The sequence below is a fragment of the Tenacibaculum sp. nBUS_03 genome, assembly GCF_051201695.1.
Lineage (GTDB): Bacteria > Bacteroidota > Bacteroidia > Flavobacteriales > Flavobacteriaceae > Polaribacter.
On sequence record NZ_CP179214.1, the window covers coordinates 3432781 to 3449197 of the forward strand.

Sequence of the window (16417 nt, forward strand, 5' to 3'; positions counted from 1 at the left end):
TTTTTATTCGGTTAGTCCATTATAACATTGTGGCCTGCCAAAGGTGTAAACAATTGATATTCCTGAAAAAACATACCAATCATTTCCATTTCCTCCAAAATTAAGAGTGCTTATATCAGGAGTACTATAATCTAAGTCATCAGCAAAAGTAAATCTAGCACCAATTTCGAAAGCAATTGCTAAATCGTTAAATAGTAGTCCTTTTATTCCTATACCCACAGGTGCTGAATATGAAAATTTATTTTTTAATTCAATAATGTTGGTGGAAACTAGTCTAGCAGGACTTTTGTAGTTGAAAGTGGCTACTTGAGCAAATATATAAGGTGTATAACTTGTACGGAGGTCACTTATGTTGTAGTCATAAAAATTAAATTCAATACCTGCAGCAAACTCGTGTATGTTATTTGAAAAAGACTCTTCCATTACTTTGTCTGAAAGCATTTTCAGCATCACTATCTTTAGCTGATATAGGAATATAAGTATACGTTCCTCTTAAGGCTATTCTTGGGTTTAAATTGTACTTATATATTATACCACCACTTATTTTGTTAGGATAAATATAATTAGTTCTTCCTATGTCACCTATGAAGTTTGACCCACCTAATAAAACCCCTATTTCATGGCTTTGTGCTTGTGAGACAATTGAAGCAATTGAAAGTAATATGAATAAAATTTGTTTTTTCATTGTAAAAATAGCGTGCAAATATAGGGAATTGAATTTGCTTTAAAAAGTTAATAATCTGTCTTTTTTGATTAACTTTTTTTTTGAAGTTTTATTGTGGTTGATATATTTTATAAAGCTTCATTTCTTGTGTCTTCACCCCATAATAGTTTACCCCTGAGTGTTTTTAGATAGGACTGATTTTTTGGTAATATACTTTTAATGGTAAATGGAGCTTTTTTTATACGGATTGTTGTTTTTTGATTTACAGTAGTAATTCTCGAATCTAATGATATTAAGTAATCTTTTTCTCTTGCGCTTACTTCTAGTTGAATAGAGGTGTTGTCCGGTATTACCATTGGACGGGCACTAAGGTTATGCGGAGCAATAGGGGTGATAACTAAACTTTTAGAATTCGGTAAAATAACTGGTCCGTCACAGCTTAAAGAGTATCCAGTTGATCCTGTTGGAGTTGCTATAATAAGACCATCTGCCCAATAGTTTGTTAAGTATTCATTATCTAAATATGTTTTTATACCAATCATAGAAGTTGTATTTCTTCGTGCGATTGTTATTTCATTTAAAGCAAAATTTAATTCCGAAAACTTATCTGTTCCTGGGTTAGTTTCAATCTGTAAAAGTGTTTTCTCTTGAATAGAATACTCTTTTTTTAGTAAAAGTTCTATAGATTCTTCTATTTGATCTTTTTGAACGGTAGCTAAAAAACCTAATCTACCAGTATTTATACCCATCATAGGAATATTTAAATTACGAACATACGTAATTGCTCGTAAAAAAGTTCCATCGCCTCCAATGGTAAATAATACATCAAAAGAATCTGATAAATCATTAAAATGAGAAAAGGTAGGGTATTTTTTTTCAAGTGATTTATTTTCAATTAATAAATCATAAAACTTCTGTTCAAAAAAAACAACAATATTATGCTTCTTTAAAACAGCCAGTAAAATTTTTATTTCTTTCTCAGCAGAAATAGTATACGCTTGTCCGTATATGGCTACTTTTTTCACTTTTGGTAATATTAGTTATAGTTATGAAAATTACATGTCTAAATACTTTCTTAAATATCTAGCTCTGTCTTTAAGTTCTTCTATGTAAAAATCATCATCATGTTGCGTTACTACAGTATAGTCATATCGCCTAAAAGTTTGAATGATTTCGTTTATCTCTGTCGATGATACTTTTAGAGTTACTTGAATGTCATCTTGTCCTTCATGTGACATATACATGCCTAATAATTTTCCATTATTACTTTCAACAATTTGAGAAATCTGACTCATTGAGTGTTCGCTTTTGCCTTTTTGAATAATTAGAGTCTCACTTTCTAAATGTAAAAATGGGCTATCAGCAAAGGCGTCTAAAATGTCACCTAGTTCATAATATCCTACATAGTTTAATTCTTTATCTAAAACAGGAATTAAATTACAATCATTATCAGCAAATAAAGTTACTAAATCAAGTAAGGTAGCTCTTTCAATTGTGTGAAAATTATCTAATAAGTAATCATATTCTTTTATAGTCCCTTCTTTGTTTTCAATGGTTTGAATATCACTTTCAGGTAAACAACCTATCAGTTTTCCGTTTTCTACTACTGGAATATGTGTTATAGGTAAATTTTTAAATAAATCTTGAGCGCTACTTACTGTATTATCTAAGCTAAGCTCTTTAATTTCGTTTAATATAAAATCGTTGATATTCATTAGTACGAATATAGGTTAAAATGATTTAATGGGTTACTTTTGCTTATTATAATATATAGCTTAAAATTAAACTTAAAATAGTAATGGCAAAGTTAAGTGTAAATATAAATAAAATTGCAACATTACGTAACTCTAGAGGAGGTAATGTACCAAACTTACTTAAGGTGGCTGAAGATGTTCAAGATTTTGGTGCTGAAGGAATAACTATTCATCCGAGACCAGATGAGCGTCATATTCGTTATCAAGATGCTTATGATTTAAAACCAATCGTTACTACTGAGTATAATATTGAGGGAAATCCAATTAAGCAATTTATGGATTTAGTGTTAGCAATACAACCAACTCAGGTAACATTAGTTCCAGATGGAGAGAATGTTCTTACCTCAAATGCAGGGTGGGATACTGTTAAGCATCAGTCGTATTTACAGGAGGTAATCTCAGAATTTAAAAAAGAAGGTATTAGAACATCTATTTTTATAGATACAGATTTAAAATTAATAGAAGCTGCAGCAAAAACAGGAGCAGATAGAATAGAGTTGTATACAGAGGAGTTTGCTAGTGAGTTTGATAAAGGAAACACAGAGGCTATAACCCCTTATGTTAAAGCTGCAAATTTAGCTCATGATTTAGGTTTAGGTATTAATGCAGGTCATGATTTAAATTTAGAGAATATTTTGTTTTTCAAACAAAATATTCCAAATTTAGCAGAGGTATCTATTGGTCATGCATTAATTTCTGAGAGTATATATTTAGGTATTCAGAATGTTGTAAATATGTATTTACATAAATTAAAAGGGTAGTTTTATATAATATTTTTTCGACGTAATTTTTATAAGTATGAATATTTTACATTCAAGAATTCTTGGAGAGGGAATTCCGCTAATTATTCTCCACGGCTATTTTGGTATGGGAGATAATTGGAAAAGTCACGCCAATAAGTTGGCTAAAGATGGATTTGAAGTTCATTTAATAGATCAACGAAATCATGGACGAAGTTTTCACTCAGATCGTTTTGATTACGACTTGATGGTAGAAGATTTAAGTGTTTATTTAGAATATCATAAAATAGAAAAATTACATTTGTTAGGACATTCTATGGGAGGCAAAACAGCAATGCTGTTTGCTACGAAAAATAATGAGTTAGTTGAGAAGTTAGTGATAGCTGATATTTCACCTAAAAATTATCCTCCACACCATAATGCTATTTTAGCGGCATTAAATTCTATTGATTTTACTATTCAAAATTCTAGAAAATTAGTAGATCAAAAGTTAGCTGAATTAATAAGAGAGGTTGGCGTTCGTCAATTTTTATTGAAAAGTCTTTATTGGAAAGAGAAAGGAAAGTTAGATTTCCGTTTCAATTTAAAATCACTGACAGAGAATAATAATGAAGTAGGAGCGGCATTACCTTCATTTAATGTTTTTAGAGGGGATACATTATTTTTATCAGGAGAAAATTCTGAGTATATTTCTAAAGATGATATGCCCTTAATTATGACCCATTTTCCAAAATCAACAATACAGGTTGTTAAAAATTCAGGACATTGGTTGCATGCTGAAAACCCAGATGATTTTTATAAGTTTTTAGTTGAATTTATTCAGAGCTAACTTATTTTTAATAGTTTAAGTTTTTTAGTATTTAATGTCAATATCTAGTTTCTTTTGTTACTACATTAAAATTTCAGTCTTTTTAAAATTTTGAATTTTAGTAGTTTTAGAAGAGAATTTAAATATAAAAAAATAAGTACGTAAAAAGGTATTTTGTTTAGATTAAACAAGTTAATGGTTATCCATTATTCTTATAGGTAATTAACTGAGTTTAATTGTAGGGGATTTACCAATTGATTGAATAGCTTGTTTTGTTTTTTTTTGATGTTTTAAAACACATATTAATAAATTTAAAACAATCCAAAATGAAAAAACAAACAACCTTATTATTTGCCTGTATCTTTTTTTTGAGTATGGTAGTATCGGCTCAATGTAGAATTTATAAAATAACAGGTGTTCATTATACAGGAAATCCTGAAGGTGGTAAAGAGCTTGGTTTTATTAAAAATAATCGAATTTATCAAAAATCTAGTGTTTATTATACAGGTAATCCAGAAGGAGCCAAAGAAGTTGGTTTTATACAGAACAATAGAGTTTACCAAAAATCTAGTGTTTATTATACAGGCAACCCAGAAGGGGCCAAAGAAGTTGGTTTTATAAATAACAATAGAGTGTATCAAAAATCTAATGTTTATTATAGTGGTAATCCAGAGGGTGGTAAAGAGCTTGGTTTTTATGCTAATAATCATGTATATAAAAAAGCGTCTGTTTATTACAGTGGTAATCCAGAGGGAGCTAAAGAAGTTGGTATTATAGGAAAAGCAGGAAGTGAAGGTTCAAAAGCAGCCGCAGCACAGTTATTATTATTAGCTGATTAAAATTAATTTTATTTTAAATCACAAACTACATTTATTTGAAAATATTTTAGAATAAAAATATTTATTAGAATTTTGTTATTTTAATAAAGCGGAGTAGAACTTAATGTTTTTACTCCGCTTTCGTCCCCAGCATCTACTAATATATAAGGAATATTTCTTGAAACTTATTTTTTTTCCTCTTTATTAATGTTGTTAATTTTTGAAAGGATGTCTTTTTTTTGTTTATCATAATCCATGAATACCATTATAATGGCATTCGCTATTGTCAAATTATTTCTCTTACCAGAATATACCTTTTGAATGGTTTCTAGTGAAAAACTATGTCCATTTTTAAGTAGGTATTCTTTTACTTTTTCTCTGTACTTAGGTGGTTTAGTTTTTTCTAATTCTTTTCGTTGCATTGTTGTAATCATAAAAACTACAGTTATTTTTTAGCAAAACACACTATTTTTTAATTTATATTTGTACGTGTTATGTACTCATAACTCTACAAATATACAAACAAAATTCTAATTTTAAAACAAAATTAAAATAAATTTAGAAAAAAGTTATTTTTAATGAGCGATTTTATTGATGATACATTTAAAAGAGTAGAACAAGTAATTGTTTATAATAACATGAATATCAAGTCTTTTGAGGATGAGATTGGTGTGTCAAATAATTCAATAGGTACTGCAATACGAAGAAAAGCTTCATTTAAAAGTAATGTGTTAAACAAAATTCTAAATTCTTTTCCTGATATAAATCCTACTTGGTTATTGACAGGAAAAGGTGATATGATTTTAAAAGATATAATTAGTGAGCCAGCATCTGATTACACAATTCAAAATTATCAGATAAAAGAAAACCTCATTGAATTACTACTTGAAGACAATGAGGTAAGAAGTGTGCTATTAAAGCAAATAAAAAGTATTACTGAATAAAAATATTAAATTTTTAATCTTTTACTTAAACAGCACCTTTTTTTATTTACAGAGCAATGAATTTCGTATAGTTTTATCAAAATTCAGCAATTAATCTGAATTTAAATGCTGTCGTTTTTTATTGTTAAAATTTATCGGAAAATAAATATTCGTAAGATTTTACGTTGTCTAAATAAGCACCATCAAATCCTGCTTCAATTATTTTATTTATGTAAGAATCGTTTTTTTTGTATATAATTTCATGCCACTCTTTTGCCCAGTATTTCACGAAAATTTCATCAGGATATCCTTTGTAAGGTTTCATTAGCCAATGAGGATTGTTAATTTGCCATTGATCTTTATTAAAGTAGTATCTATATTTTTCAGCAGCTCCTATATTGACATAGGAAATAACTAATCTTTTACCTCCATTTTTTTTAATTTTTAATTTTAAAATATCAGTTTTGCTTAATGGTTTTCCATGAAAAAATAAATCTATAAGGATTATGTCAAAATTTGTATTCATAATACTGTTGATAAAATCTTCTTTAGAACTATAATTTTCTGAATTGATTAAATACAGGTAATTTTTAGCTGCTTCTAGTTCTACTATGTCATTAGTGTTTTCATTTATAGTAAATTCAGGTATAATGGTATAATCATAGTTTTCTTGTAAGCGAGGGAAACATAAAAAACTTTCATTTGTATTTTTCTGGATGGCATCATTTAACAAATTATTGTTGCTTAAGTAGTCTGAAACAAGTACTTTTTTGTTTTTTGAAAACTCTTGAAGCATTTCGTGTCTTTCATAAACAGGAATTTCATCTCCATCATAAAATAGAGCTTCAATTCCTATGGCATCTATAGTGTTCATGTATTCAAGGTTAATCCCTTCTTTAATACTCAAATTATTATAAGCAAGTTCAATAGCATTTTGAGGGATAATAAAAAAATCTGGTTTCTTTTTCTTTGCATGCAAGGAAATATTACTAATAAACTCTTGCATTTTTTTTGATGGATTGTTTATTGTTTCATTTAAAGCTATGTCTTTCTTCGAGCACGCAGAAAATGTGATAAACACCACGAAAATTGTATAAATATATTTCATAATGATTTGGGGGATAAGTTTCTGTTTTTGTTCAATTATATTAGTTAGTATGTGTATAAATTAATCAAATTTCAAGAAGTAATAGGCTTCCACGTTGTCTAGGTATGCTCCGTCAAATCCAGCATCTGTGATTTTTTTTATGTATGAATTGTTATTTCCGTATATAATTTTACGCCAGGATCTTCTCCAAAATTTAACCCAAATTTCATCATCATAGCCTTCATATTTTTTTTCAAGCCAGCCCGGTGATCCAAGCTTCCATTTAGATTTCCAATAGTATCGAAATTTTTCAGCAGAACCAATATTTAGGTATGAGATAACTAATCTAGAACCTCCATTTTTTTTTACTTTTATGCTATTTATTTCCTCTTTAGTAAATTGTTCTTTGAAAAAAAATAGATCAATTAAGATAAGATCATAATTAGTGTTTTTTATATTTTCTAAAAGCTGTTTTTTTGATTCAAAATTTGAATAATTAATGAGATACAGGTAGTTTTTTACATCATTGATAGTGAGGATGTCGTTTTTGTTCTCCTGGCTTACAAACGTTGGTATTTTTATATAATCATAGTTTTCTTTATCTCTTGGGAAACTAGCAAAGCCTTCTTTTTTATTTTTAGAACTAACAGTTCTTGTCAAGAGCCCTTTTTGTTGATAGTCACTAACAAAAACCTTTTTGTAATCTTTTAGTATCCTGAGAGATTTTAATCTGTTGTTTGTTGTTTCAGTACTGTCATGTTTGAACAAACTTTCTACACCTATACCATCAATACTATTCATATAATTAGAATGAAAACCATTTGATGGTTCTAATTCATTAAAGCAAAGTTCAATTCCATTTTGAGGAATAATTAGAAAATCGGGATTTATTTCTTTTGCATATTTTGATATTTCTATCACAAAATTTCTCATTTTTTTTGCAGAAGTATCAATGTTTAAATTGGTTTTTGAAGTTAAGTGATTGAAATTATATGTATTACAAAGAACAAAAGAATCGCTATTACAAAATGGTTGCGTAACTAGTGATGTGAATATTGCTAAAACTAGATTTTTCATAGAATAAATATACAATTAAGATTAATAATTTTACCTAATAACTGACAAAAAAGCAGTTCTTTTATTTTGGTAGGATTGTTGTTTAGTATTGTTGTAATTATAAGTTTTTATTATGAAATTTTTGCTAAAATTACTTTTAACAGCTCTAGCAGTAATTGTACTATCCTCGATTTTACCAGGAATTACAGTTACTAATTATGGTACTGCATTTATTGTTGCAGTAACAATTTCATTGTTAAATGTATTCGTAAAACCTCTATTAATATTTTTTACATTGCCTGTAACTATCGTAACTCTAGGGTTATTTTTACTTGTTATTAATGCGGTAATTATACTTTTAGCAGGTAAATTAGTAAGTGGTTTTGTAATAAGTGGTTTTTTTACAGCATTAATATTTAGTGTATTACTGTCGGTTTTTAGATCATTTTTGTTTTCTCTTATAAAAGAAGAAAAAAATAAACATTTATAACATGAAATTTAATAACAAGATATAAGTCTTGAAAAATAAATAGCAAGTCTTTATTCTTATAGCTAAAAGACTTGGTTCTCAATAAGAAAAGTAGTAATTTTGCACCCGATTTTAAAGAAACAGATTTTAAGATGAACATAACAAAAGAAAACGTAGATGCATTAAATGCAGTTGTAAAAGTTGATATTGTTGCTGATGATTATAATGAAAAGGTAACAAAGATATTAAACGATTATCGTAAGACAGCTAACATACCAGGATTTAGAAAAGGTAATGTACCAATGGGAATGGTAAAGAAGCAATATGGTAAATCTGTAATGATTGATGAAGTAAATAAACTTTTACAAGAATCGTTAAATAAATTTTTAGTAGAGGAGAAGTTAGATATTTTAGGTAATCCATTACCAAAAGTAAATGAAAACTTTTCTTGGGATTCTGAACAATTTTCTTTCGAATTTGAGTTAGGGCTAGCGCCAGAATTTGAGGTAGATTTAAAATCTAAAAAAGTAAAACAATATACTATTGTTGCTACTGATGAATTAATTGAAAAAGAAGTTGAGAATATTCAAAACCGTTATGGCAATGTTATTACTCAAGAAGTGGCAGAAGAGCATTCTAATGTTACTGGAACTTTTGTTAATGAAGATAAAGAAATTAACAAGAAAGCTACTTTTTTAGTTAACGATTTAAAAGGTAAGAAGAACGAAAAAAAATTAATAGGGACTAAGGTTGGTGACGTTGTTGAATTGGAAACTAAAAAACTTTTTGCTGATGATCATAAGTTAGAGCAAATTTTAGGAGTTTCTCATGATGAAGCACATGACTTAGATATAACAGTACAATTTACAGTTGAAGAAATAAATATTACTGAAAAAGCTGAATTGGATCAAGAGCTGTTTGAAAAGCTTTTTGCTGATGGAAGTGTTAAAACTGTAACCGAATTAAAAGCAAAAATTAAAGAAGACGCTGAAAAACAATTTCAACAACAAGCTGATCAACAGTTGTTAAACTCAGTAACTGAATCGTTAGTAGAAAATACTAAGTTTGATTTACCTAAAGAGTTTTTGCAAAAATGGTTACAAACTGCTGGAGAAAAACAGTTAACAGCAGAAGAAGCTGTAGCTGAATATGAAAAATCAGAAAAAGGATTACGTTATCAATTAATCGAAGGAAAGATTATGAAAGATAACGATATTAAATTAGACTATGCTGAATTAACTGAGTATGCTAAAGGGTTTATAAGAAGTCAAATGGCTCAGTTTGGTAATGCAAATCCTGAAGAAAAAGAATTAGATGAAATAGCAGGTAGAATTTTATCTAATCAAGATGAAGCACGTCGTTTACAAGAACAATTAATGTCTCAAAAATTAGTAACTTTCTTTAAAGAGAATATGAAATTTAATACTAAAGAAGTATCATATGAAGACTTTATTAAAGAAGTTTATAATGTAGATAAAAAATAAAAAACAATAGTTTTGTTTAACAACCTGAACATTATGTTCAGGTTTTTTTGTTATAGTAGATGAGTATAATATTAATGTAAATGTTCTTATATTTACATCTTTATAACCAGATAAACATTTTACAATGGATTACGGAAAAGAGTTTGAAAAATACGCAACAAAGCATCATGGAATAAATAGTACATATTTAGGTAAAGTAACTAGTAGCTTAACTCCATATATAATGGAAGAGAGACAGTTAAACATTACGCAAATGGACGTTTTTTCTCGTTTAATGATGGATAGAATTATATTTTTAGGTACTGGTATTAATGATCAAGTAGCTAATGTAATTCAAGCACAGTTACTATTTTTAGAAAGTGTTGATGCAACCAAAGATATTTCAATATATATTAATTCTCCAGGAGGAGGAGTATATGCTGGTTTAGGAATTTATGATACCATGCAGTTTATAAAACCTGATGTAGCTACAATTTGTACTGGTATGGCTGCTTCAATGGGAGCTGTATTGATGTGTGCAGGAGAAAAAGGTAAGCGTTCAGCTTTACCTCATTCACGTATCATGATTCACCAACCATTAGGAGGAGCTCAAGGACAAGCTTCTGATATGGAAATAACAGTGAAAGAAATAGGGAAATTAAAAACAGAATTGTATAATATTATTTCTCACCATTCTGGTCAACCTTTTGATAAAGTTCATGAAGATTCTGATAGAGATTATTGGATGAAAGCTGATGAAGCAAAAGAATATGGAATGGTTGATGAAATTTTAACTAGAAAATAATTTCTGTAGTTATTATGAGTAAATAAAGGATAGTATTTTTTCTCTATTTAAAGAATAATAACAATACAATAAAGCAAGAATAATGTCGAAAGAAGAAAACTTACAATGTTCCTTTTGTGGTAGAAAAAAGCCAGAAACAGATTTACTAATAGCAGGTTTAGATGCGCATATTTGTGATAAGTGTATTGAACAAGCTCATGGAATAGTTGAAGAGGAAGTTGCCGAGGCTAAAACCAGTAGCTTATCAAGTGATTTAACTTTAAAAAAGCCTAAAGATATAAAAGCATTTTTAGACGAATACATCATAGGTCAAAGTCAAACTAAAAAATCAATGTCAGTAGCTGTATATAATCATTATAAAAGGTTATTGCAGACTAAAGATGATGAGAATGAAGTTGAAATTGAAAAGTCAAATATTGTTTTAGTCGGTGAAACAGGAACCGGTAAAACATTAGTAGCGCGTACAATTGCTAAGATGTTGAATGTTCCTTTCTCAATAGTAGATGCTACAGTATTAACACAAGCAGGATATGTAGGAGAAGATGTAGAAAGTATTTTAAGTCGTTTATTGCAAGCTGCTGATTATGATGTAGAAAAAGCTGAACGAGGAATTGTTTTTATTGATGAAATTGATAAAATAGCACGTAAAGGGGATAACCCTTCAATTACACGAGATGTTTCAGGAGAAGGTGTACAACAAGCTTTATTAAAGCTTTTAGAAGGAGCAGTTGTAAACGTTGCACCTAAAGGAGGAAGAAAACACCCTGAACAAAAATTTATTGAAGTTAATACTAAAGATATTTTATTTATAGCAGGTGGTGCTTTTTCTGGAATTGATAGAATTATAAGTAAGCGTTTAAATATGCAAGCTGTAGGGTACAGTGCTTCTATAGATGAAGATAAAGTTGATGAAAGTAATTTATTACAATATATTATTCCTTCAGATTTAAAAAACTTTGGTTTAATACCTGAAATTATTGGTCGTTTACCAGTCTTAAGTTATATGAATCCGTTAGATGCTAAAACATTACGTGCCATTTTAACTGAACCTAAAAACTCGATTATTAAACAATACACAAAATTGTTCGCTATGGATGATGTAGAGTTTTCTATGACTGAAGAAGCATTGATGTTTATTGTTGGTAAAGCTGTTGAGTATAAATTAGGAGCTCGTGGTTTACGATCATTGTGTGAAGCTATTTTAACAGATGCTATGTTTGAACTACCTAGTTCTGAAGACAAAGAGTTTGTTGTTGATTTAGCCTATGCAGAAAATAAACTTACTAAAAATGCTTTAACTAAGTTAAGAGCAGCTTCTTAAGTAAAAAAAATAATAAAAAAGCCTCATTTTTAATAAAATGAGGCTTTTTTATGTACTTAAAAATGTGGCTGTTATTTAAGTGCTTTAACTTTACTATGTTTAATTATCCATTCAGAAAGTTGAGTAGCAGTTATGTTATATTTCTTTTGTATTGTACTTTTAACAGATTGCGTATATGAATGGTTTAAAACTAATTTTTCATATTCACCAACAACAGATTTTTTAAACTTTAAATAATAGCTTTCAGTACTTTCTTTTTTAGGAACTGTTTTAGCTTTTAAAGAAGGGGTACCAAATTGCTCTATCCATTTGGTAAGATCATCAGGGTTCAATTTATATTTTTTTTGTATTTCCTCTTTTTTACTTTGTAAATATGAAGGAGTTAAAATTAACTTTTCATATTCATGAACAGCTAAACGTTTAAATTTTGCGAAATAAACAGCAGTACTCGTTTTTATAACAGTTTTGTTAGCACTAGTTAAATTTGAATATTCAGAAATCCATTGAGTAAATTGATCATTATCTAAGTTATACTTTTGTTGAACTTCAAGTTTCTTGTTTTCAAGATGAGAAGGAGCTAGTAGTAATTTATCATACTCTGTAATTACTGATAATTGAAACTTTTCGTAATAGTTAGCAGCAGTGTCAGATGATTGACTACTTTTTTCTGAAGTACCAATTTTTGGAATACTACTAGTTTCAGGAGTGTTTTCTACCTTCGTAATTTCTATAGGACTACTTACTTCCATGTTTTCTATATAAGCAACTGAACTGTCTTTATACCAACCCTCAAAATATTTAGAATAAGTTTCTTTATTAATAAGGATTCTTTCCATTTTATTACTGCTACCATCAAAATTTTCTAGAGCAGTACATTTTTTAATGTTTAGTTCTGTGAGTCTATTGTTATTACAATATAAATCTCTCATAGAAGGTTTGTTTCCAAGTTTTAAAGAGGTTAATTTATTATTGTCACAACTCACCGAAAATAAATTCACATTAGCAGTTAAATCTAGGGTCTCGATTTTATTACTACTACAATTTAAAAAAGTAATTTCAGTATTCTTTGAAAGATCTAATTCGGTAATTTCATTACCCTGACAATCTAAACGTTTTAAATTAGGAAAATGTTCAATACCAGATAAGCTTTTTATTTTTGAATTTACATTTGGTAAAAGTTTATTATCTAAAGGATTATTAATATTTAAATTTACAACGTATTGTGCATCACTAACTAAAATAGTACCATTCAAACCATTGGTGTCAATATTTAAATCTATTAAAGCCTCTTCAAAACCAATATCAGGAATTGTAATTGTTTCTTGGGAAAATAAACTGATTGTAAATAAGATTGAAATACAAAAAGTATTAATTAATTTCATAAATGTATAGAATTTGGGGGTCAAATTTATATATTTATTATGCTTTAAAAAAATTAAAGTACTAACAAGCTTAATTTTTAAAGATCAGAAAAACTAAAACTAGTATCTTTGTAGGCTATATTTATACTAAATGATTACTCAACAAACAATAGATAGAGTTTTTGAAGTTGCCCAAGTAGAGGAGGTGATAGGGGAGTTTGTACAATTAAAAAAGTCAGGAAGTAGTTTTAAAGGGTTGAGTCCTTTTACAGATGAAAGAACACCTTCTTTTATGGTGTCTCCAGTAAAGCAAATATGGAAAGATTTTAGTACTGGCAAAGGAGGAAATGCAATCTCATTTTTAATGGAACATGAACATTATACCTACCCTGAAGCAATTAGATGGTTAGCTAAAAAGTATAATATTGAGATAGAAGAAACTGAGCAGTCTGAAGAACAAAAAGAGCAAATGAACGAACGTGAAAGTATGTTCCTAGTTTCAAAATTTGCAAAAGATTATTTTCATGATTTATTAATGAATAGTCAAAATGGAAGAGCAATTGGTTTATCTTATTTTAAAGAAAGAGGATTTAGAGAAGATATCATTGAAAAGTTTGATCTAGGCTATTGTAAAGACGAATGGGATAATTTTACGAAAGCGGCATTAGCGAAAGGTTATGATTTGAAGTATTTAAAATCTACAGGATTAACAATAGTTAAAGAAGGAGGGGGCCAAGATAGGAAATTTGACCGTTTTAAAGGGAGAGTAATGTTTCCTATCCATAGTATGTCTGGTAGAATTTTAGGATTCGGTGGAAGAATATTAACAAATGATAAAAAGGCAGCCAAATATTTAAACTCACCTGAAAGTGAAATTTATCATAAGAGTAAAATATTATACGGACTTTATCACGCCAAAAAAGAGATAGCAAAGCAAGATAATTGTTTCTTGGTAGAAGGGTACACCGATGTTATATCTTTTTACCAATCTGGAGTTGAAAATGTAGTTGCTTCTTCTGGTACAGCTTTAACTCCCGATCAAATTCGATTGGTGAATAGGCTAACAAAAAATATAACTGTTCTTTTTGATGGAGATGCAGCCGGGATCAGAGCTTCTCTTAGGGGGATAGATTTAATTTTGGAGCAAGGAATGAATGTGAAAGTTGTTTCTTTTCCTGAAGGAGAAGATCCTGATAGCTTTGCTAAATCACATTCAACAGCTGAATTAAAAGGGTATTTGGAAGACAAATCACAAGATTTTATTGAATTCAAAGTATCTCTTTTAATGGAAGATGCCAAGAATGATCCAGTAAAGAAGGCAGGTTTAATTAGAGATATCGTTACTAGTATTTCAAAAATTCCTGATGGCATTCAACGTGAGGTATATGTGCAAGAATGTGCAAGGATCATGGATATTTCTGAACGAGTTTTGTTTAGTGAATTAGCTCAATTAATAAGTAAAGGGGCAAGCAAAAACGCTGCTCAATCTTCTCAACGAGCTTCTGAAAAAACTAAAATGGAGCTTGTTAAAGGAAAAGCTTCAAGTAAAGGTGCTCAAAAAATAGATCAGCTAACAATTTTAGAAAAAGAAATTATACGAATTTTATTGTTGTATGGAAACGAAGTGATTGATTTTATTAACTGGGTAGATGTTTTTGATAAGCATGGAAGACCCATGTTAGAAAAAGAAGAATATCAAAATTCAGTATCAAATGAATTGTATTTGAATTTACAAGAAGATGAAATTGAATTTTCAAACGAGTTATTTAGGTTAACCTACTATGAATTAGTACATCAATTAAATCAAAATGAAAAAATAGTAATTGATCAGTTAATAATGCATGAAAATACAAATATTTCAAGTTTAGTAACCAATATTTTAATGGATGAAGAAAAGTATACATTGAGTAGTTGGGAACGAAAAGAAGTTTTTGTAACTGAAACTGTTAAGATACTGCCAAAATTGGTAACTGATGCTATTTTAAATTTAAGGAGAGTTTTGATAGAAAAGAAAATAGAAGGCATACTTCAAGATATACAAGAAAAGCAATCGGTTCCTGACTTAGAGGAGATTAGTAACTATACAGAGCTTAAAAAACTTCTTTTTGAGAAACTTAATAGAGTGGTTTAAAAATATAAAAGGTGTTTTTCCCGTAAAGTAAAAACACCTTTTATTGTTTTTTTTTGTAAATTGCGCCTGCAAAGAATAAAGAAAATTAAAACAAAAAAATAATCATGAGAAAATTTATACAAATTTTCGAATTAATCAGACTAATTATTTTACTCCCCTTTAAAATTTCAAATGGTCAAAAGAAACGGGCATACAAAAGTATAAAGCAACAGATGGTGTCTGTTAATTTACTTTAATTCTTTTGGAATCTCACAAACAGGTATAGGAATCATCTTATGTTGATTTATTCTGTTTAGTCGGGTATATATATCATATACTTCTTTCTCCCTGTCAGTAAAGTCAGAACTAACTTTCCCTTTTTCCTGCATGTCCATAGCCCATTCTAATTCATCATATGAAGCTCCAATTTGATCTTCATCCGTTCTACTATCTCCAAATAAGCCATCTGTAGGCTTTGCTTTTTGGATTGACATTGGAACTTCTAAATATTCCGCAAGTTTGTAAACTTCTGATTTTACTAGATTTGCAATGGGGCTTAAATCGACACCTCCATCACCATATTTAGTAAAAAAACCAACGCCAAAATCTTCAACTTTATTACCAGTTCCAGCAACTAATAATCCGTGTAATCCAGCAAAGTAATACAAGGTAGTCATACGTAAACGAGCACGAGTATTTGCCAGTGCTAAATCTACTTTAGGAGATGAAGTAACTTGTGGAACTACTTTTTTAAAATCTTCAAAAGTATTAGTTAAATTAACTTCAACTTCGCTAACATTTTTAAAACGTTTTTTTAGCTGTTTTATATGTTCATTAGCTCTATTAACTTGAGAAGGTGCTTGGTGTATTGGTAGTTCAACACACAATGTTGTTAAACCAGTTTTAGCACATAGTGTAGATGTTACAGCACTGTCTATTCCTCCCGAAATTCCAACAATAAACCCACTAACTTTTGCATTAGTAGCGTAATCTTTTAACCATTTAATAATATGCTCAGCAACTTTAGGTGTATCCATT

General features: G+C 29.0%; 18 protein-coding genes. 9 read left to right on the plus strand and 9 right to left on the minus strand.

Features of this window, described 5'->3' with window-relative positions; all coding sequences use genetic code 11:
• Nucleotides 1-3: 3 nt before the first annotated feature.
• The 4 genes from ACMFBB_RS15565 to ACMFBB_RS15580 all read right to left on the minus strand — a co-directional run bounded on the left by ACMFBB_RS15565 (nt 4) and on the right by ACMFBB_RS15580 (nt 2379).
• The gene (locus ACMFBB_RS15565) at nt 4-441 is read right to left on the minus strand and encodes a DUF6089 family protein (protein WP_435261661.1); all 438 of its coding nucleotides are present in this window, start codon (nt 439-441) and stop codon (nt 4-6) included.
• Nucleotides 401-685 carry a DUF6089 family protein gene (locus ACMFBB_RS15570; RefSeq protein WP_435261662.1) on the minus strand — a complete coding sequence of 95 codons (285 nt, stop codon included), beginning with the start codon at nt 683-685 and terminating at the stop codon, nt 401-403. The genes ACMFBB_RS15565 and ACMFBB_RS15570 overlap by 41 nt, the downstream gene beginning before the upstream one ends.
• A 107-nt stretch (nt 686-792) precedes the next feature.
• Nucleotides 793-1689, minus strand: coding sequence for an NAD kinase (locus ACMFBB_RS15575; RefSeq protein WP_435261663.1), 897 nt, complete (start codon nt 1687-1689; stop codon nt 793-795).
• Between the two features lie 30 nt (nt 1690-1719).
• Complete coding sequence (locus ACMFBB_RS15580; protein WP_435261664.1) at nt 1720-2379, minus strand: CBS domain-containing protein; 660 nt, start codon at nt 2377-2379, stop codon at nt 1720-1722.
• 83 nt (nt 2380-2462) lie between these two features.
• Between ACMFBB_RS15580 and ACMFBB_RS15585 the strand changes: the two genes are divergently transcribed.
• From ACMFBB_RS15585 to ACMFBB_RS15595, 3 genes are all read left to right on the plus strand, one after another.
• Nucleotides 2463-3179, plus strand: coding sequence for a pyridoxine 5'-phosphate synthase (locus ACMFBB_RS15585; protein ID WP_435261665.1), 717 nt, complete (start codon nt 2463-2465; stop codon nt 3177-3179).
• A gap of 37 nt (nt 3180-3216) precedes the next feature.
• Nucleotides 3217-3987, plus strand: a complete 771-nt coding sequence (locus ACMFBB_RS15590) for an alpha/beta fold hydrolase (protein ID WP_435261666.1) — start codon at nt 3217-3219, stop codon at nt 3985-3987.
• 305 nt (nt 3988-4292) lie between these two features.
• Nucleotides 4293-4805: a hypothetical protein gene (locus ACMFBB_RS15595; RefSeq protein WP_435261667.1), complete on the plus strand. Its 513-nt coding sequence runs from the start codon at nt 4293-4295 to the stop codon at nt 4803-4805.
• 164 nt (nt 4806-4969) lie between these two features.
• On the opposite strand, the gene ACMFBB_RS15600 is transcribed toward ACMFBB_RS15595, so the two are convergent.
• Nucleotides 4970-5218 carry a hypothetical protein gene (locus ACMFBB_RS15600; protein WP_435261668.1) on the minus strand — a complete coding sequence of 83 codons (249 nt, stop codon included), beginning with the start codon at nt 5216-5218 and terminating at the stop codon, nt 4970-4972.
• A gap of 144 nt (nt 5219-5362) precedes the next feature.
• Here ACMFBB_RS15600 and ACMFBB_RS15605 point away from each other — a divergent pair, with 144 nt between their 5' ends.
• Nucleotides 5363-5728, plus strand: coding sequence for a hypothetical protein (locus tag ACMFBB_RS15605; RefSeq protein ID WP_435261669.1), 366 nt, complete (start codon nt 5363-5365; stop codon nt 5726-5728).
• A gap of 124 nt (nt 5729-5852) precedes the next feature.
• On the opposite strand, the gene ACMFBB_RS15610 is transcribed toward ACMFBB_RS15605, so the two are convergent.
• Together ACMFBB_RS15610 and ACMFBB_RS15615 are read right to left on the minus strand one after the other, a co-directional pair.
• On the minus strand, nt 5853-6815 hold the full coding sequence (locus ACMFBB_RS15610) for an endo alpha-1,4 polygalactosaminidase (protein WP_435261670.1): 963 nt from the start codon (nt 6813-6815) through the stop codon (nt 5853-5855).
• Nucleotides 6816-6875: 60 nt separating this feature from the next.
• Nucleotides 6876-7871, minus strand: a complete 996-nt coding sequence (locus tag ACMFBB_RS15615; protein WP_435261671.1) for an endo alpha-1,4 polygalactosaminidase — start codon at nt 7869-7871, stop codon at nt 6876-6878.
• Nucleotides 7872-7983: 112 nt separating this feature from the next.
• Between ACMFBB_RS15615 and ACMFBB_RS15620 the strand changes: the two genes are divergently transcribed.
• From ACMFBB_RS15620 to clpX, 4 genes are all read left to right on the plus strand, one after another.
• Entirely contained in the window at nt 7984-8340 is a 357-nt protein-coding gene (locus ACMFBB_RS15620) for a phage holin family protein (RefSeq protein WP_435261672.1), read from the plus strand.
• 131 nt (nt 8341-8471) lie between these two features.
• Nucleotides 8472-9803: a trigger factor gene (gene tig, locus ACMFBB_RS15625; protein ID WP_435261673.1), complete on the plus strand. Its 1332-nt coding sequence runs from the start codon at nt 8472-8474 to the stop codon at nt 9801-9803.
• Between the two features lie 124 nt (nt 9804-9927).
• Nucleotides 9928-10587, plus strand: a complete 660-nt coding sequence (gene clpP / locus ACMFBB_RS15630) for an ATP-dependent Clp endopeptidase proteolytic subunit ClpP (protein WP_435261674.1) — start codon at nt 9928-9930, stop codon at nt 10585-10587.
• A gap of 82 nt (nt 10588-10669) precedes the next feature.
• On the plus strand, nt 10670-11908 hold the full coding sequence (clpX, locus tag ACMFBB_RS15635) for an ATP-dependent Clp protease ATP-binding subunit ClpX (RefSeq protein ID WP_435261675.1): 1239 nt from the start codon (nt 10670-10672) through the stop codon (nt 11906-11908).
• A 71-nt stretch (nt 11909-11979) separates the two neighbouring features.
• On the opposite strand, the gene ACMFBB_RS15640 is transcribed toward clpX, so the two are convergent.
• Nucleotides 11980-13290, minus strand: coding sequence for a leucine-rich repeat domain-containing protein (locus tag ACMFBB_RS15640; RefSeq protein WP_435261676.1), 1311 nt, complete (start codon nt 13288-13290; stop codon nt 11980-11982).
• A 130-nt stretch (nt 13291-13420) separates the two neighbouring features.
• On the opposite strand from ACMFBB_RS15640, the gene dnaG reads away from it, so the two are divergent.
• Entirely contained in the window at nt 13421-15400 is a 1980-nt protein-coding gene (gene dnaG, locus ACMFBB_RS15645) for a DNA primase (protein ID WP_435261677.1), read from the plus strand.
• Between the two features lie 227 nt (nt 15401-15627).
• On the opposite strand, the gene nadE is transcribed toward dnaG, so the two are convergent.
• Nucleotides 15628-16416 carry an NAD(+) synthase gene (nadE, locus tag ACMFBB_RS15650; protein WP_435261678.1) on the minus strand — a complete coding sequence of 263 codons (789 nt, stop codon included), beginning with the start codon at nt 16414-16416 and terminating at the stop codon, nt 15628-15630.
• Nucleotide 16417 lies beyond the last annotated feature (1 nt).

What these genes read in the sequence shown, in the direction of transcription:
- dnaG (WP_435261677.1), top strand. Translation starts at nt 13,421, where the DNA reads ATGATTACTCAACAAACAATAGATAGAGTTTTTGAAGTTGCCCAAGTA.
- ACMFBB_RS15590 (WP_435261666.1), top strand. Translation starts at nt 3,217, where the DNA reads ATGAATATTTTACATTCAAGAATTCTTGGAGAGGGAATTCCGCTAATT.
- ACMFBB_RS15615 (WP_435261671.1), bottom strand. Translation starts at nt 7,871, where the DNA reads ATGAAAAATCTAGTTTTAGCAATATTCACATCACTAGTTACGCAACCA.
- ACMFBB_RS15610 (WP_435261670.1), bottom strand. Translation starts at nt 6,815, where the DNA reads ATGAAATATATTTATACAATTTTCGTGGTGTTTATCACATTTTCTGCG.
- ACMFBB_RS15620 (WP_435261672.1), top strand. Translation starts at nt 7,984, where the DNA reads ATGAAATTTTTGCTAAAATTACTTTTAACAGCTCTAGCAGTAATTGTA.
- ACMFBB_RS15580 (WP_435261664.1), bottom strand. Translation starts at nt 2,379, where the DNA reads ATGAATATCAACGATTTTATATTAAACGAAATTAAAGAGCTTAGCTTA.
- ACMFBB_RS15605 (WP_435261669.1), top strand. Translation starts at nt 5,363, where the DNA reads ATGAGCGATTTTATTGATGATACATTTAAAAGAGTAGAACAAGTAATT.
- nadE (WP_435261678.1), bottom strand. Translation starts at nt 16,416, where the DNA reads ATGGATACACCTAAAGTTGCTGAGCATATTATTAAATGGTTAAAAGAT.
- clpP (WP_435261674.1), top strand. Translation starts at nt 9,928, where the DNA reads ATGGATTACGGAAAAGAGTTTGAAAAATACGCAACAAAGCATCATGGA.
- ACMFBB_RS15640 (WP_435261676.1), bottom strand. Translation starts at nt 13,290, where the DNA reads ATGAAATTAATTAATACTTTTTGTATTTCAATCTTATTTACAATCAGT.
- ACMFBB_RS15595 (WP_435261667.1), top strand. Translation starts at nt 4,293, where the DNA reads ATGAAAAAACAAACAACCTTATTATTTGCCTGTATCTTTTTTTTGAGT.
- ACMFBB_RS15570 (WP_435261662.1), bottom strand. Translation starts at nt 685, where the DNA reads ATGAAAAAACAAATTTTATTCATATTACTTTCAATTGCTTCAATTGTC.
- clpX (WP_435261675.1), top strand. Translation starts at nt 10,670, where the DNA reads ATGTCGAAAGAAGAAAACTTACAATGTTCCTTTTGTGGTAGAAAAAAG.
- tig (WP_435261673.1), top strand. Translation starts at nt 8,472, where the DNA reads ATGAACATAACAAAAGAAAACGTAGATGCATTAAATGCAGTTGTAAAA.
- ACMFBB_RS15600 (WP_435261668.1), bottom strand. Translation starts at nt 5,218, where the DNA reads ATGATTACAACAATGCAACGAAAAGAATTAGAAAAAACTAAACCACCT.
- ACMFBB_RS15585 (WP_435261665.1), top strand. Translation starts at nt 2,463, where the DNA reads ATGGCAAAGTTAAGTGTAAATATAAATAAAATTGCAACATTACGTAAC.
- ACMFBB_RS15565 (WP_435261661.1), bottom strand. Translation starts at nt 441, where the DNA reads ATGCTTTCAGACAAAGTAATGGAAGAGTCTTTTTCAAATAACATACAC.